This is a genomic window from Sphingomonas sp. DMC6 (genome assembly GCF_056314225.1).
In genome coordinates, this window is sequence record NZ_JBQUYT010000004.1 from 67,521 (window position 1) to 82,732 (window position 15,212).

Consider the following 15,212-nt stretch of genomic DNA (forward strand, 5'->3'; position numbering starts at 1 on the left):
TACTATGGTAGCGTTATCATCTATACGGTGCGCCTTGCGACGGTCAACCGTCGGTGCGGCAGGGTGCAACGATTGCATTCCTGTGACGGTACTCCTATGCCCGGGCCAGTGAGGGGTAATGAGCAGACCGAGCAGGCGTAGCCGGGGCACGATCACCGTACAGGATGTGGCGCGCGAAGCCGGCGTGTCCGCAATGACCGTGTCGCGCGTCGTGAACGGCGGCGCCAATGTCCGCGAGGCGACGCGCGAAGCAGTGCTCGCTGCCATCGAAAAGCTCAATTACTCGCCCAACAGCGCCGCGCGCAGTCTGGCGGCGGGGGCCGTGACGCAGATCGGCTTGCTCTATTCGAACCCTTCGGCGGCCTATCTCTCGCAGTTTCTGATCGGCGCACTGGCCGCGGCGCGCCGCGCCGGGTGCCATCTCGTGCTCGAGGCGTGCGAAGGCGAAAGCCCCGAGGAACAGGCAGAGGCGACGCGCGGCTTTGTGCAGACGCATGTGCAGGGCGTGATCCTGCCGCCGCCCTTGTCCGAGTCGACCGCGGTCCGCGCCGAGCTGGAAGCGGCCGGCATTCCCTGGGTGTCGGTCGCGATGGGGCTTGCACCCGAAGGCAGCCTGAACGTGCGGATCGACGATTGCGCGGCGGCGGCCGCGATGACGCACCATCTGATCGGGCTGGGGCATCGCACGATCGGCTTCATTCGCGGCAACCCGAACCAGACCTCCAGCGCCGAGCGCTATCGCGGCTTTGTCACTGCGATCGGCGAGGCCGGGCTGAACCTGGCCGACATGCCGGTCGAGCAGGGCTATTTCACCTTCCGCTCGGGCATCGACGCGACCGAGCGGCTGCTCGATCGCCCGGTGCCGCCGACTGCCATCTTCGCGAGCAACGACGATATGGCCGCCGCTGCCGTGGGGGTGGCGCATCGGCGCGGGCTGCATGTGCCGCAGGATCTGAGCGTCGTCGGGTTCGACGACACGCAGCTCGCCACGACAATGTGGCCCGAGCTGACCACGGTACGCCAGCCGATCGCCGCGATGGCGGAGGCAGCGCTGAAGATGCTGCTCGACACGCTGCGCGACGCAAGCAAGCCGGAAGCGCATGAGCAGGTGCTGGCGCACCAGTTGATCCTGCGCGAATCCTCCGCCGCGCCCGGTAGCCGATAGACCCCGCCAACCCCTCTCGCGCGACGGGCACGACAACGCTATCATAGCGGCAGGAAAGACGCTTGCTTTTCTCCGTTGCACAGGCCAGCGTTACCGCTAACAACACCGCACATCCGGGGTGAGGAGAGGGATCAGATGAATCAGACGGCGGAGCGGGCCAATTTCGGCCTGATCGGCGCCATCGTGGCCGTCGCCACGATCGGGGGCCTGCTTTTTGGATATGACAGCGGCGCGGTAAACGGCACCCAGCCGGGGCTGAAGGCCGCGTTCGCGCTGGATGATTGGTGGTTGGGCTTTACGGTCGGCTCGCTGCTGATCGGCTGTGTCGCGGGTGCTTTCTTCGCGGGTACGCTGGCGGATAAGCTCGGCCGCCGTAATGTGATGCGCCTGGCAGCTCTGCTGTTCCTGATCGGCGCGGTGATCCAGGGCTTTGCTCATGCACATTGGCTGTTCGTGATCGCCCGGATCGCGGGTGGTGTAGCGGTGGGTGCCGCCTCGGTGCTTTCGCCCGCCTATATATCCGAAGTCGCGCCAGCGAACATTCGCGGCCGTATGACGACCGTCCAGCAGATCATGATCATAACCGGCCTGACGGCAGCGTTCTTCGCCAATTATTTCTTGGCACAGGGTGCCGCGCGTCCGGGAGTTCCCGGCGACATTCCCTCGCTCAATCCGTTCTGGCTCGGCGTCGAGGCTTGGCGCTGGATGTACCTGATGCAGGCGATCCCGGCCGCTATTTTCCTCGTTGCACTATACTTCATTCCAGAGAGCCCGCGCTATTTGGTCGCGAGCGGCCGCAACGAAGAGGCGCTACGTGTGCTGACTGACCTGTTCGGCAGCCAACAGGGCGCGCTGAAGCTCGCCGATATTCGGGCCAGCTTCTCGCAGGATCACCGTCCGCGCCTGTCCGACGTGCTCGCACCTTCGGGTGGGTTCCTGGGACTGCGCACCATCGTGTGGGCCGGCTTGGTGATCGCGGTGTTCCAGCAACTCGTCGGCATCAACGTGATCTTCTACTATGGCGCAACGCTGTGGCAGGCAGCCGGCTTCTCCGAATCGCAGGCGCTGCTGACCAATATCATCTCGGGCAGCATCTCGATCCTCGCCTGCTTCGTAACCGTCGGCCTTGTCGACAAGATCGGCCGCAAGCCGCTGCTGCTGATCGGGTCGGCGGGCATGGCGATCACGCTGTTCATCATGGTCTATGCCTTCTCGACCGGCACGATCGAGAAGGGCGCGTTGGTGCTGCCGGGTTCGATGGGTCAGGTGGCCGTGATCGCGGCGCTCGCCTATTCTGCGCTGTTCAACATCAGTTGGGGCCCGGTGATGTGGGTGATGCTCGGCGAGATGTTCCCGAACCAGATCCGTGGCTCGGCGCTCGCGGTGTGTGGCTTCGCCCAATGGTTCGCGAACTACATCGTCACGCAGAGCTTCCCGGTAATGCTGGCCAAGCTCGGCCTTGCCGTCAGCTACACCTTCTACGCCGTCTGCGCGGTGGTCAGCTTCTTCCTCGTCCTGAAGTTCATCAAGGAAACCAAGGGCAAGGAACTGGAGGCGATGGAGGGGTAAAACGAACCTTAGCCCCTCCCTTGGAAGGGAGGGGTTGGGGTGGGTGCGCGGCGACTTAGCCGCGCTCCGGCGCCCGGAGGGGGAGGTCGACGGCCGGGGCATCGAGCCCCGCCCGCCGATGACCCACCCCCAACCCCTCCCTTGAAAGGGAGGGGCTTATATTTTGTATGTGGAGATCGTCGTGACCCGCACGCCTGCCCGTCCGTTCCGATCGCGCGAATGGTTCGCCGCGCCCGGCCGTGCCGACATGGCCGCGCTCTATCTCGAGCGGTTCATGAACTACGGCATCACGCCGGCGGAGCTGACCTCGGGCAAGCCGATCATCGGCATCGCCCAGTCGGGCAGCGACATCGCGCCGTGCAACCGCATCCATCTGGAGACGGTGAAGCGCGCCCGCGAAGGCATTCTCGCGGCAGGCGGCATCCCGATGGAGTTCCCGCTCCACCCGATTTTCGAGAATTGCCGGCGCCCGACCGCCGCGCTCGACCGCAACCTTGCCTATCTCGGCCTGGTCGAAATCCTCAACGGCTATCCGATCGACGCAGTGATCCTGACCACGGGCTGCGACAAGACCACACCCTCGTCGCTGATGGCCGCCTCCACCGTCGACATTCCGGCGATTGTCCTCTCCGGTGGCCCGATGCTCGACGGCTGGCACGAAGGCGAGCTGGTCGGCTCGGGCACGGTGATCTGGCGCAGTCGCCGCAAGATGGCGGCGGGCGAGATCGACGAGGCCGAGTTCCTCCGCCGCGCGATGGAGAGTGCGCCGTCCTCGGGCCATTGCAACACCATGGGCACGGCCTCGACGATGAACAGCCTGGCCGAGGGGCTGGGCATGAGCCTGCCGGGCTGCGCGATGATCCCGGCGCCGTACCGCGAGCGCGGGCAGATCGCCTATGAGACCGGCCGCCGCATCGTCGAGATGGCCTATGAGGATCTGCGCCCGTCGAAGATCCTGACCAAGGCGAGCTTCCTCAACGCGATTCGGCTGCTCACCGCGATCGGCGGGTCGACCAACGCGCAGCCGCACCTCAATGCGATGGCCGCCCATGCCGGCATCACCATCACGCCCGAGGACTGGCAGACCGGCTATGACCTGCCGCTGATCGTCAACATGCAGCCGGCGGGGCAATATCTGTCCGAGCGCTTCCACCGCGCCGGGGGCATCCCGGCGGTGCTCAAGCTGCTGGTGGACGCGGGCATCCTCGACGGCAGCGTCGCTACCTGCACCGGCCGCACCATGGCGGAGAATGTCGCGGACGCGCGGGTGCTCGATCCCGAGGTGATCTTCCCGCTCGACAAGCCGCTGATGGAGAAGGCGGGGTTCCTGGTCCTGACCGGCAACCTGTTCGACATGGCGATCATGAAGACCAGCGTGATCTCCGATGCCTTCCGCGCGCGCTATCTCTCCCGGCCGGGGCAGGAAGGCGTGTTCGAGGTGAGGGCGGTCGTGTTCGACGGGTCGGATGATTATCACCACCGGATCAACGATCCGGCGCTCGCCATCGACGACAATTGCATCCTCGTCATTCGCGGCGCGGGCGTGCTGGGCTGGCCCGGCTCGGCCGAGGTGGTCAACATGCAGCCGCCTGATGCGCTGCTCCAGAGCGGTATCCAGAGCCTGCCGACGCTGGGCGACGGGCGCCAATCGGGCACGTCGGACAGCCCCTCGATCCTCAACGCCTCGCCGGAAAGCGCGGCGGGCGGGGGGCTTTCGTGGCTGCGCACCGGCGACACGATCCGGATCGACCTGAACCGGGGCCGGGTGGATGCGCTGGTCGCCGAGGACGAGATCGCCCGCCGCAAGGGCGAACCCGCGCCGCCGATCCCGCCCAGCAACACGCCATGGGAGGAGCTGTACCGCGAGAAGTCCGGGCAGTTGCACGAAGGCGGGGTGCTGGAATTTGCGACCAAATATCGCGGCACGGGGTTGAAGGCGCCGCGGCATAATCATTGAGGGGTGAGGGTGAAGACGCCCCACGCCCTCCGTGCCACCCCTTAGATGCCCTGAGTCACTCCCCAGTGATAGTTAACGTCGCGTCATCATCGGGGGAGACGACAAGGCGATGGACGAGGCTTCGGCGAAGCGGCCGCGCAATGCGGCGAACACGCGGGCGACGATCCTGGCGGCGGCCAAGGCGCTGCTGGCGGAGAAAGGCTTCGCGGAGTGGGGCGTCAACGCCATCGCCCGGGCGGCGGGGTACGACAAGCAACTCATCTACCGTTATTTCGGCGGGATGGATGGCCTCACCCAAGCGATCGCCGAGGATGTGTCGGCGTGGATGGAAACCGCCCTCGCGCGGCCCGACCATGTCGCGCCGCCCGCCAGCTATGCCGAGCTGATGGGGAATGTGGCGGTGGCATTGCTCGACGCGCTGCGCAGCGACCCGCTGGCGCAGAAGATCCTGGCGTGGGAATTGTCGGCGCCCTCGGCGCTTGCTACGGCCTTTGCCGACGCGCGCGGCAAGGCGCTGAGTGGCTGGATCGCCCGCGAACGCGGCACGCTGCAGCGCCCGGCGGGGATCGACGCGCCGATGCTCAACGCGCTGCTGATCGCGGCAGTCCAGCAACTGGTGCTGTCCGGCGCGGCGAGCGGCCGGTTCCTGGGGCTGGACCTGAGCAACGAAGCCGGCTGGGAGCGGGCACGCGGCGGCATCGCCGGGCTGACGCGGGCGATGTATCAGTAGGGTATTGAGATACCGAGGTTGTCGAAGTTGCGATTCGACACACGCTGCGGGATTTCCACGCCATCCATGCTCTTGGCGCATGTGCGTGGGATGCGGGCAGGGTGGGGATTGTTGCTACCCGTTCCTCTGCTTTCCCCTCCCTGAAAGGGAGGGGTTAGGGGTGGGTCCGCCGCCGTTAGGCGGCGGGAGCCGACTGTGGACGAGGACTAGCTTCTCAGGAGCGCGCAGACGCGCGCACCCACCCCCGGCCCCTCCCTTTCAGGGAGGGGGGAAGAGGGAGGTGGCCTACGCCCCGACCCGGATCATCGCGGTCGGCTGCCCTGCCACCGTCACGCGGAAGCTGAACAGATCGCCCGAGGACGGGCGGGCGGCCTTTTCCTCGGCCGAGAGATGCTTGTTCGCGGTGGTGGCGAACACCGTCTTCAGGTCGGGGCCACCGAATGCGATCTTGGTGATCGCATCGACCTGGAACTCGACGATCTCGACCAGTTCGCCGGCCGGCGAATAGCGGCGCACCGCGCTGCCGGCATAAAGGCTGACCCAGACATAGCCTTCGCTGTCGACGCAGGGGCCGTCCGGAAATCCTTCGCCTTCGCCCAGCCGCACGAATTCGCGGCGGTTCGCCAGCGTGCCGTCCTCGGCGATGTCGCAGGCATAGACGATCTGGCCGAGCGTATCGACATGGTAGAGCGTCTTGCCGTCGGGCGAGACGGCGGGGCCGTTGGTGATCGCCACTTGCGGGCAGGTCGCGACGCAGGTGCCGTCGGAGGCGAGGCGATAGATGGTGCCGGTGGCGGCGCTTTCGCCATCGTCCATCGTGCCGAACCACAGCCGGCCATCGGGATCGACGGTGCCGTCGTTCAGCCGGTTGCCGGGCAGGCCGGGTTCGGGATCGACCAGGGGCACGAAGCTGCCATCGGCCGGATCGAACCGGGCAAGGCCGGTCTGCAGGCCGGCGATAAAGCCGCCGCTGGCGCAGGGCAGCGCAAAGCCCACCTGTGCGGGTGCGTCCCAGCTCTTCTTTTCGCCGGTGGCGGGGTCATAGCGGTGGATCTTGTGGCTCTTGATGTCGACGAACCACAGGGCGGCGTCGCGTTCCACCCATACAGGGCCTTCGAGAAGCGGTGCCGCAAGACCCCACACGCTCTCCGGCGCCGAAACCACCACCTTGTCGGTCATCTTATCTCCAGCCTGCGTCGACGAAAAATTCGTGCCCCGTTACCAGCCGGGCATCGTCCGATGCAAGGAACAGCGCCATCGCGGCGATGTCGTCGGGAACCAGCCGGCCCTTCAGGCACTGCGCGGCGACGATCTCGGCTTCGCCTTCGGGCGTGTACCATTTCAGCTGGCGCGGGGTGCGCACATTGCCGGGCACGATGCAGACCGAACGGATGCCGTCGGGGCCAAGCTCGCGCGCGAAGCTGCGGGTGAGCCCTTCGATCGCCGCCTTGGCGGTTTGATAGAGCGTCAGTTCCTCGAGCGCGAGGTGCCACGAGATCGAGCCGAGATTGATGATCACGCCCGCGCCCCTGGCCTTCATGCCGGGGATCACCGCCTGCGCCATGAAGAACAGGTGGCGCAGGTTCACGTTCATGCGGTTGTCCCAATAGTCGGGCGTCACCTGCTCGATCGTGTGGCGGTCGTCATTGGCGGCATTGTTGACCAGCACGTCGAAGCTGCCTTCGGCGTCGATCAGTGCCTGCACCTGCGCCTGGGCGGCGGCGATGTCGGTCAGGTCCACCTTGTGAAAGCGCGGCGCGATCGGCGCATCGGCGAGGCTGGCGACCAGCGCATGCGAATCTTCTTCGGCGATGTCGAAGAAGGTCACGTCCGCGCCCTGGTGGACGAACCCTTCGACCAGCCCCGCGCCAATCCCCGAGCCGCCGCCGGTGATAAGAACGCGCTTGCCCTTCAGGCTGGGATAGACCGCACGCAGCTCGCGCGCGAGCGGAGCGTGCTGGGGATCGGCTTGCGACATGAAGACCCTTATGCGTTCGAGAGAAGGCCGCGCGCGGCGAGGTTGCGCATCAGATCACGGATGCCTAACGCCCAGGGCGCGGCGGCCTTGGACGTGGTGACGCGATTGACGAGCGCGCCGAGCTTCGGCGTAGAGATGCGGACGACGTCGCCGACCTTGTGGGTGAAGCCGCGGCCGGGATGGTCGCGATCCTGCACCGGCGCGAACAGCGTGCCGAGGAACAGCGCGAAGCCATCGGGATATTGATGCTCGCTCAGCGCCTGGCGGACCAGGTCGGTCGGGTCGCGGCTGATCTCACTCATCTTGTTGGTGCCCGACAGGCGATAGCCTTCCGGCCCGTCGATGGTGAGATCGACCACCGCGCCGCGCACATCGTCCATGGTGAAATGGTCGTCGAACAGCCGGATGAACGGGCCGATCGCCGTGGAGGCGTTGTTGTCCTTCGCCTTGCCGAGCAGCAGCGCGCTGCGGCCCTCGAAGTCGCGCAGATTGACGTCGTTGCCCAGAGTCGCGCCGCGGATGGTGCCGTTGCGATCGACCACCAGCACGATTTCGGGTTCGGGATTGTTCCAGTCGCTGTCCGAACGGATGCCGATTTCGGCACCCCAGCCGACCGAGGAAAGCACCGGCGCCTTGGTGAACACCTCGGCATCGGGGCCGATAGCGACTTCCAGATATTGCGACCACATGCCGGCATCGATCAGCGCCGCCTTCAGGCTGGCGGCTTCGGCAGTGCCCGGCACGACCGAACGGATGCCCGAGCCGACCTTCGCTTCCAGATCGCTGCGGATTTCTGCGGCCTTGGTCGAATCGCCGCGCGCGCGCTCCTCGATCACCCGCTCGAGCGCTGACACGGCGAAGGTTACGCCGCACGCCTTGACGCATTGCAGGTCGATGGGGGCGAGCAAGGGCGGCGCAGTCTCGGTGCCCAGCGCATCGACGCTGCACAGCACCGGGCCGTCGACCGTTGCGATGTCGTCGCGTTCCAGCAGGTCGGCGACGGTCGGCGCGCTGGCCGACACGTCGATCACCTGGCCGGCGCGAACGATCACGGGGCTGGGGCCTGCGGGGGTTGCCACGCGGCCGACCAGAATGGCCTGCGCATGATCTGCAGGCAGTAATTCGGGCAGTGCTTCCAAGACCTCTCGCCTTGTCCAGTTTATGATTGTGATAGCGCTACCAATGCGGCTGGCCAGCGGGGCTGTCAAGCGCCGCGCGGCACACCTTCTACGCCTTGTCGATATGACCCAGAATTTCCCCGACAATTGCTTCGCGCGGCCGCATCGCACCGCCTTCACTGGCACGAACGATCCGCCATGGGCCGAGCAGATCGGCCGCGACGATCGCTTCGTAATTGCCGCGTACGCGCTGCTGCAGCGCGATGTCGGCCTCATATTCGTCGAAGCTGCGATCGGTGTAGCTGCGCTGCGCCTTTTGCAGGATCAGTTCGCGGGCCAGATCCCAGGGCGTGTCGAGGTAGAAGGACAGGCGCGGGCGGGGCAGGGCGAATTGCCCGATTTCCAGCGCGAGTATCCAGTCCATCAGCGCCCGGCCTTCGTCGCCGCCCAGCTTGGCGCCCTGATAGGCCATGTTCGAGGCGACGTAGCGGTCGAGGACCACCACTTCGTGCGATGCGAGCGCCGCCACCAGCGTCTCCCGCCATTCGAGCCGGTCGAGCGCATAGAGCACCGCGGCCGCGCGCGGCGATACGGGCACGGCGAGCTTGCCCGCCAGCATCTCGCCGATGGTGACGGCCGCCACAGTTTCCCCATAGCGCGGGAAGCCGATGATGGTGGCGCTGCGCCCGGCCGCGTTCAGTGCATCGCACAGCCCGCGCGCCGCCGTGTTCTTGCCGACGCCATCGGCGCCCTCGATCGCGATCAGATCACCCATGACGCCGCCTTAGCAGGATGGGTGACGGAGTCACGCGGGCTGGAATCGTTCAGACGAACAGCGCCGCCACCACGGCTGCCAGCGCTGTCGGATCGCAATCGTCGAGGGCGATTTCCAGTTCGGGATTGACGCTATAGCCGATCGTGCGGCCGGAACGGTCGCTGCCGACCGATAGCAGGCGCCAGCCTTCTTCCTCGCGCAGCGCGGCGATGCCGCCGGGCTGGGGCTGGCGGTCCGGGTCGACAATGACGGTTGCGGTGCCCGGCAGGCCCGCGCCGAGCGTCGCCCGGCCGACCTTGAGGCCGAAGGCGCGCGGGCCTGCGACACCGGGGGCTTCCGCCCGCTCGCCGGTGGGCGTGTCGGCGATCAGCCCCTGACGCAGCGGTGCACCATGCACCGGCACCAGCCGTACGGTGGGCGCGCTGGCCGAGGGGGTCGCGACCGGCAGCGGCGCGGCGGGTGCCTGGCCCAGCTCTGCCGCGAGCTCGGCAATGCGGGCGCGGGTGCGTGCCATGCGGCCTTCGATATCGGTAACGATGGCGAGAAAGCTGTCCAGCTCGCCGGCCGCAAAGCGCAGCTCGATCAGTGCGCGCAATTCGACTTCGTCGGCGACGCCGAACAGCACGAACAACGCGGCCTGGGTGGTGGCATTCCAGCGCGGAAAGGTCTTCTGCGCATTTTCGACGCGCGAGAGGTTGACCGGCGGCAGGCCGTAGTCGCGCTCGATGACAGCGATGGTCAGCGTCGAATCCCCGGCGCGGCGCGCGCGCACCGCTGCGGCCAGCAGCACCGCAAATCGCTCTTCCGGCAGGTCTGGCGCAGTGGTGTCACGGAAGGGCTGGGCCCATTGGTCGAGATCGAAGCCCGCTTCGCAATCGAGCAGCAGGTCGACCGGCGCAATACCCAGCGCCTTCGCAATGCGGCGCAGTTCGTCGGCACGGGCGAAGACCTCGCCCCGCTCGATCTTCGACAGGCGGATATAGGGAATTTCCGGAATCGCAGAAGCGAGCCGCAACAGCTTGGGATAGCCCCGCTGCCGGCGCTGTTCGCGCAGTCGATTCGGAAAAACGACCGCCCGGTTGAGATCGATCCGCACCTCGCCGCCCCCAGCGCGGTGCCGCAGTTCCTGCCCCATACCCTGCATTCATCCGTCCCGTTTCGCGCATAGGAGCGCGGTTCGGGACTAGTTTGAAGTATATTTTGGATAATACAAGGTAAACGCGGTCATTTTAATGGAAAGAATGCATCCGTTCCGGACACGACCACAGTGCGCACGGGCCCTCGGGGTTGAGCGGCACAATCGTCGTCAGGCGGCTGCTGCCCGCGGCATGCTGCATCAACCAGCCATTTTCGGCAGTGGCGGGATGTTCGGGAGAGAAGGCCACGCCAGTCCCGTCGGTGATCACGCCGAGGCGGCGGGGAGTCGAGGGCCAACGGCCGGCAAGATAGGTCAGCAGCGCGGCCGCGGCGTCCTGCATCGCGCCTTCGTCGCTGTCTTCCGGGCAGAAGCCTTCCGGCGCCGCGTCGATTTCGGCGACCAGGCGAAAATCATCGCCCCGCCACCATTGCATGCGCAGGCGGCCGTTCAGATGCTGCTCGACGCCCAGGATCAGCTGTGCGCCCACCGGCAGCAGCGGCACGGCGCAGCGCGCCATTTCTTGCGCTAGTTCGGTCAGTTTGCGGTTCGGGCGCGGCAGCGCGGGCGGCTGGCCGGCGGGTACAACCATAATGGAATCGCTGCTCATGGGGCGCTCCGCTGCGAAGGATCAGTTCATTATAGGAGCATTCTGCTCCCGACGGATCAGTGCAGGGCGGCGCTGCTCGGCGCGGCGGGGGTAGGCAGGAGCACCGCCTCGACCGTTTCGACGTTCGGCTTGGCAACGCCGACTTCGATGCTCGCCGGATCGATGGCGCGGACGCTGGCAAGGCGGTTGTGCGGCTGGCTGGCGTCCGGGATGATCGGCGTGGCCGGGCGGCTGGCAGGTGCCGGGCGACGCTTGGCGACGGCGGCCTTGCCATATTCCGACATCACGGCGAAGCGCGGGTCGGCGGCGGCGATTTCGGCAATGGCCTTGGCGGCGCGCTTGGTGATCTGGCGGACGCGCTCCTTGGTCACGCCGGTTTCGAGCGAAAGGTCGTCGAGCGTGGCGGTCTGGAACACGCGGCGGGCAACGATTTCGCGGTCGCGCTCCAGCTTGGCTTCCAGCTTTTCCAGCTCGGCCGGGTCGATGCCATGGGTTGCGGTGCGCAGGCGCGGCCCTTCGCGGCGCAGCGCTGCTTCTTCCCGCTTCGGACGCGGGCGGCGACGGAGCTGCTCGATACCCACCTTGCGGAGGTGATCGACATAGGCTTCGATCAGCGACTGGATCGCGCCATCGGCAAGATAGTCCGAAGCGGCGCTTTCGGTGCGGGCCAGCGCGTCTTCATCCTCGATCAGCGCCTCGGGCGAGAGTTCGTCGCCATCCGACGAGGTGGTGAGGGCGCTGAGCGAAACGGTGGTCGCTTCGACCTTCTTGGCCGAGGGGCGCTGGTCGGTCATCAGGCGGAAGCGCAGGCTCTGCAGCTCGCCGCGGATCTGCCAGTTGACGAAGGTGGTGAACTGGGCCTTTTCCGGCTCATAGGCCTGGATGGCGCGGTGGACGGCGATCGCGCAGCACTGTTCGGCATCGTCCCAGTGGCTGGTCAGGCCATATTGGCGGATGAAGTGGCGGATGCGGGGGGCAATGAGCTTCAGGATCCGGGCGAAGGCGCGATCGACTTCTGCGCGCTGGCGGGCGGTCTGCTTGGCGTCCTTCGGCGTATTCTCGATGACGGTTGCGACTGCAGCCTCGAGAGCGATCGTGATTTTCGACATGTTCAACTTCCCCTGGTGCGTCCTGGCGCCCGCTGTTTTGGCGCCGTCGACAAGGGAAGATTTGGCCGGAATACCTTAAAGGAGTGCTAATTGATCCTATAGGTTAAACCCGGGAATTATAGGTATAATCCACTAGCGTGCTAGCCCTAAGCACATGAAATTATATGGTTAATGCGGCATTAGGCGTGATGTCGAGACCGCGAAAATAAATTCAGGAAAATTTTTAGGAGGAAAATTTTTCCGGCTGGATGCGGCGTTCGATGAAGCTGAGCAGCCATTGCCGGTGCGCGCGCACCGGATCGCCCGCGCTGGCGATGCGGGCCTCGGCAGCCGAACTGCCGATCTGTGCCGCCAGAAGGGTGCGGGCGCGGCCGGCATCGATGGCGCCGGCCAGGAACTTGCGGGCATCCCCCACGCCGAGATGGTGGCTGAGATAGGCCGCCTTGGCGAGCGTTTCGGAATCGGCGTGCACGTTCAGGCCCGATTGCTGCAGCCGCGCCAGATTGTTCTTGGCCATGTCGCCGACCGACAGGATCGAGGCTTCAGGATCGTAGCGCATCGCCAGCAATTCGCCGCGATGGGCGGGATCGATGGCGCCCTTGGCATCCACCCAGCCATGCTGGCGCGCCACGCTGTTCAGCCAGGTGCCCGGCGTACGGGCGAGATCCTGCCAGGTGCTGCTGAGGAACTGGCCCAGCCCCGCGGCGCTCGATCGCGGATTGCGGGACAGGGGATTCCAGCTGCCGTCATGCGTCTTGGCGGCTTCTGCATCGACGATCGCGGCAAGCGCGGGTGCCGGCACGCCGGACCGCGCTTCGGCGGCGGCGAGCAACTGGCCGTAGCGCCCGTTATTGCCGAGCGCGAGCGCGCCGCCGCCGGATGGCGCCCCTCCCTGGTCGCGCGCCGACGGCAGCGACTGCTGGGGGTCCGCCGACGGCCGTGCCGCGCCGAACCCGCCCTGTTCCGAAAGACCGCCGGTGGAGGGGGGCAGCACCGCCCCGCCATTGGATGTGCCCGCCACATGGCAGTTGCAGGCGCAATGGCACGAGCAACCAGTGGCGGCGGCAGCCGGCGCCTGATTGCCCATCAGCTCGAGCAGCGAATCCATCGACATGCCTGCACCGTTCAGCGGCGAGGCATTCTTGTTGTCGTCATGCTCGCCTTCGCCCAGCGCGGCACGCCACAGCCGGTTGGACAGCTGCGACTGCGCCTGGGCGTAGATTACCTGTGCGCGCTGCGCCGGCGTCAGTTGCGCCATTTCGGTCCGGCCGATCATGCCAGCCTCCGTCGGGCACGTGCCCGCAGTGCGAGGAAGCGCGCGGCGGCAATGTCATCGATTGCGGCCTGTTCGGCGGCCTCGACCACACGATCGGCTTCGTCCTGATAGCGTTCGGCGGCGCCTTCGATGGCGCGCATCGTGCCATAGGCCTCGACCGCGCGGGCGCGCAATTGGTTCAGCCGCGCCTGTGCCTGGGCGGCCGCCTCGTCGAGCCGGCGCCGCTCGTCTTTCATCCGCGCCACCCAGGCGTCGGCCGCAATCGGCAAGGAGGGCGCCAGCGCGCGCTCGTCGCGCAGCCGTGCCTCGTGCGCCGACGTGACGGCCTCGATTGTGGTGATGCGTTCCACTTCGACGCTGATCGATACCTTGACGGCATCGACTTCGCGCCGCTGCACGCGCAGGGCGGTGTCATAGGGGGTCATGCGGCGACCCTGGTCATGTCGGCGACGCCGTCCTCACCGCCGGCAAGGATAGCCGCGAGCGCCGCGAAAGCGGTGTCGACATGGCCCTGATCGTTCTTGCCCTGGTTGAGCAGCGCCTCGATCTGGGGTGCCAGCGCCACGGCGCGGTCCACTTCGGGCGAGGAGCCGGCCTTATAGGCGCCCAGCCGCACCATTTCTTCCATATCGGCGAAGGTGGAGAGCAGCTTGCGGGCGGCGAGCCGGGTCGCATTCTCCTCGTCCGACTGGCAGTGGGGCAGGGTGCGCGACACCGATTTGAGGATGTCGATCGCCGGATAGCGGCCGCGCTCGGCAATCGCGCGGCGCATCACGACATGGCCGTCGAGAATGCCGCGCACTGCGTCGGCGACCGGCTCGTTATGGTCGTCGCCATCGACCAGCACCGTGAACAGCCCGGTGATCATGCCTGCACCCGGCGCGCCGGGGCCGGCGCGTTCGAGCAGCCGGGGCAGCTCGGCAAAGACCGTCGGGGTATAGCCCTTGGTAGCCGGCGGCTCGCCCGAGGCAAGGCCGATCTCGCGCTGCGCCATCGCGAAGCGGGTGACCGAGTCCATCAGGCACAGCACGTTCATGCCCTGATCGCGGAAATGTTCGGCAACCGCCAGCGTGGTCCATGCGGCCTGGCGGCGCATCAGCGCCGGCTCGTCCGAAGTGGCGACGACCACCACCGATCGCGCCATGCCCTCCTTGCCCAGATCGTCCTCGATAAATTCCTGCACTTCGCGGCCGCGTTCGCCGATCAGCCCGATCACCGCCACGTCGCACTGCGTCCAGCGGGCGAGCATCGACAGCAGCACCGATTTGCCGACGCCCGAACCGGCGAACAGGCCCAGTCGCTGGCCACGGCACAGTGGCACGAACAAGTCGAGCGTACGCACGCCGGTTTCAATGCGCTCGGCCACGCGGGCGCGGCCGGCGGCTGCGGGGGGCGGGGCCTTGATCGGCTGCGGATCGGCGCCGCGCGCCAGCGGGCCGAGCCCGTCGACCGGGCGGCCGAGGCCGTCGATCATCCGGCCCAGCCAGGCGGCGGAGGGGCGTACGCTGAACTGGCCGGCGACCAGTTCCGCCTGCGCACCGAGGCCGACGCCCTGCGGATCGACGAACGGCAGGCACAGCGACACGCCGCGATCGAGCGCCGTGACTTCGGCTTCGACCTGGCCGGTCGGCGATTGAATGATGACGCGGCTGCCGATCTGGGCGACGCCGCTCAGGCCCTCAACTTCGATCAGCGCGCCGCGCACCGCGACGACACGGCCGAAGCGGCGGTCGGGGACCATGTCGCGGATCGCGCGTGCGGCGCTGGCGAGCGTTTGCATCGCCGTTCCT

At 66.9% G+C, this 15,212-nt stretch carries 14 protein-coding genes; 4 read left to right on the forward strand and 10 right to left on the reverse strand.

Annotated elements, in window-relative coordinates:
- Positions 1-118 precede the first annotated feature (118 nt).
- From ACT53M_RS10930 to ACT53M_RS10945, 4 genes are all read left to right on the forward strand, one after another.
- Complete coding sequence (locus ACT53M_RS10930; protein WP_476233337.1) at positions 119-1,165, forward strand: LacI family DNA-binding transcriptional regulator; 1,047 nt, start codon at positions 119-121, stop codon at positions 1,163-1,165.
- 135 nt (positions 1,166-1,300) lie between these two features.
- Complete coding sequence (locus ACT53M_RS10935; RefSeq protein ID WP_476233338.1) at positions 1,301-2,734, forward strand: sugar porter family MFS transporter; 1,434 nt, start codon at positions 1,301-1,303, stop codon at positions 2,732-2,734.
- A gap of 181 nt (positions 2,735-2,915) precedes the next feature.
- Entirely contained in the window at positions 2,916-4,691 is a 1,776-nt protein-coding gene (locus ACT53M_RS10940; RefSeq protein ID WP_476233340.1) for an IlvD/Edd family dehydratase, read from the forward strand.
- Positions 4,692-4,800: 109 nt separating this feature from the next.
- A complete protein-coding gene (locus ACT53M_RS10945) occupies positions 4,801-5,421 on the forward strand; it encodes a TetR/AcrR family transcriptional regulator (RefSeq protein ID WP_476233342.1) in 621 nt (206 codons plus the stop codon).
- Positions 5,422-5,706: 285 nt separating this feature from the next.
- On the opposite strand, the gene ACT53M_RS10950 is transcribed toward ACT53M_RS10945, so the two are convergent.
- The 10 genes from ACT53M_RS10950 to fliI form a co-directional block, all read right to left on the reverse strand.
- Entirely contained in the window at positions 5,707-6,600 is an 894-nt protein-coding gene (locus ACT53M_RS10950) for an SMP-30/gluconolactonase/LRE family protein (RefSeq protein ID WP_476233344.1), read from the reverse strand.
- A gap of 1 nt (position 6,601) precedes the next feature.
- A complete protein-coding gene (xylB, locus tag ACT53M_RS10955; RefSeq protein ID WP_476233346.1) occupies positions 6,602-7,399 on the reverse strand; it encodes a D-xylose 1-dehydrogenase in 798 nt (265 codons plus the stop codon).
- A gap of 8 nt (positions 7,400-7,407) precedes the next feature.
- Positions 7,408-8,538 carry a fumarylacetoacetate hydrolase family protein gene (locus ACT53M_RS10960; RefSeq protein WP_476233348.1) on the reverse strand — a complete coding sequence of 377 codons (1,131 nt, stop codon included), beginning with the start codon at positions 8,536-8,538 and terminating at the stop codon, positions 7,408-7,410.
- A gap of 88 nt (positions 8,539-8,626) precedes the next feature.
- Positions 8,627-9,292 (reverse strand): dTMP kinase, encoded by a 666-nt coding sequence (locus tag ACT53M_RS10965; RefSeq protein ID WP_476233350.1) that lies wholly within the window; start codon positions 9,290-9,292, stop codon positions 8,627-8,629.
- 49 nt (positions 9,293-9,341) lie between these two features.
- Positions 9,342-10,436: a helix-turn-helix domain-containing protein gene (locus tag ACT53M_RS10970; RefSeq protein WP_476233353.1), complete on the reverse strand. Its 1,095-nt coding sequence runs from the start codon at positions 10,434-10,436 to the stop codon at positions 9,342-9,344.
- An 85-nt stretch (positions 10,437-10,521) separates the two neighbouring features.
- Entirely contained in the window at positions 10,522-11,037 is a 516-nt protein-coding gene (locus ACT53M_RS10975) for a hypothetical protein (RefSeq protein WP_476233354.1), read from the reverse strand.
- A gap of 56 nt (positions 11,038-11,093) precedes the next feature.
- Entirely contained in the window at positions 11,094-12,146 is a 1,053-nt protein-coding gene (locus tag ACT53M_RS10980) for a sigma factor-like helix-turn-helix DNA-binding protein (protein ID WP_476228841.1), read from the reverse strand.
- 223 nt (positions 12,147-12,369) lie between these two features.
- Positions 12,370-13,422, reverse strand: coding sequence for a peptidoglycan-binding protein (locus tag ACT53M_RS10985; RefSeq protein ID WP_476233355.1), 1,053 nt, complete (start codon positions 13,420-13,422; stop codon positions 12,370-12,372).
- Positions 13,419-13,847, reverse strand: coding sequence for a hypothetical protein (locus ACT53M_RS10990; protein WP_476233356.1), 429 nt, complete (start codon positions 13,845-13,847; stop codon positions 13,419-13,421). The genes ACT53M_RS10985 and ACT53M_RS10990 overlap by 4 nt, the downstream gene beginning before the upstream one ends.
- On the reverse strand, positions 13,844-15,202 hold the full coding sequence (gene fliI, locus ACT53M_RS10995; protein WP_476233357.1) for a flagellar protein export ATPase FliI: 1,359 nt from the start codon (positions 15,200-15,202) through the stop codon (positions 13,844-13,846). Before fliI ends, ACT53M_RS10990 begins: the two co-directional genes overlap by 4 nt.
- Between the last annotated feature and the right edge of the window lie 10 nt (positions 15,203-15,212).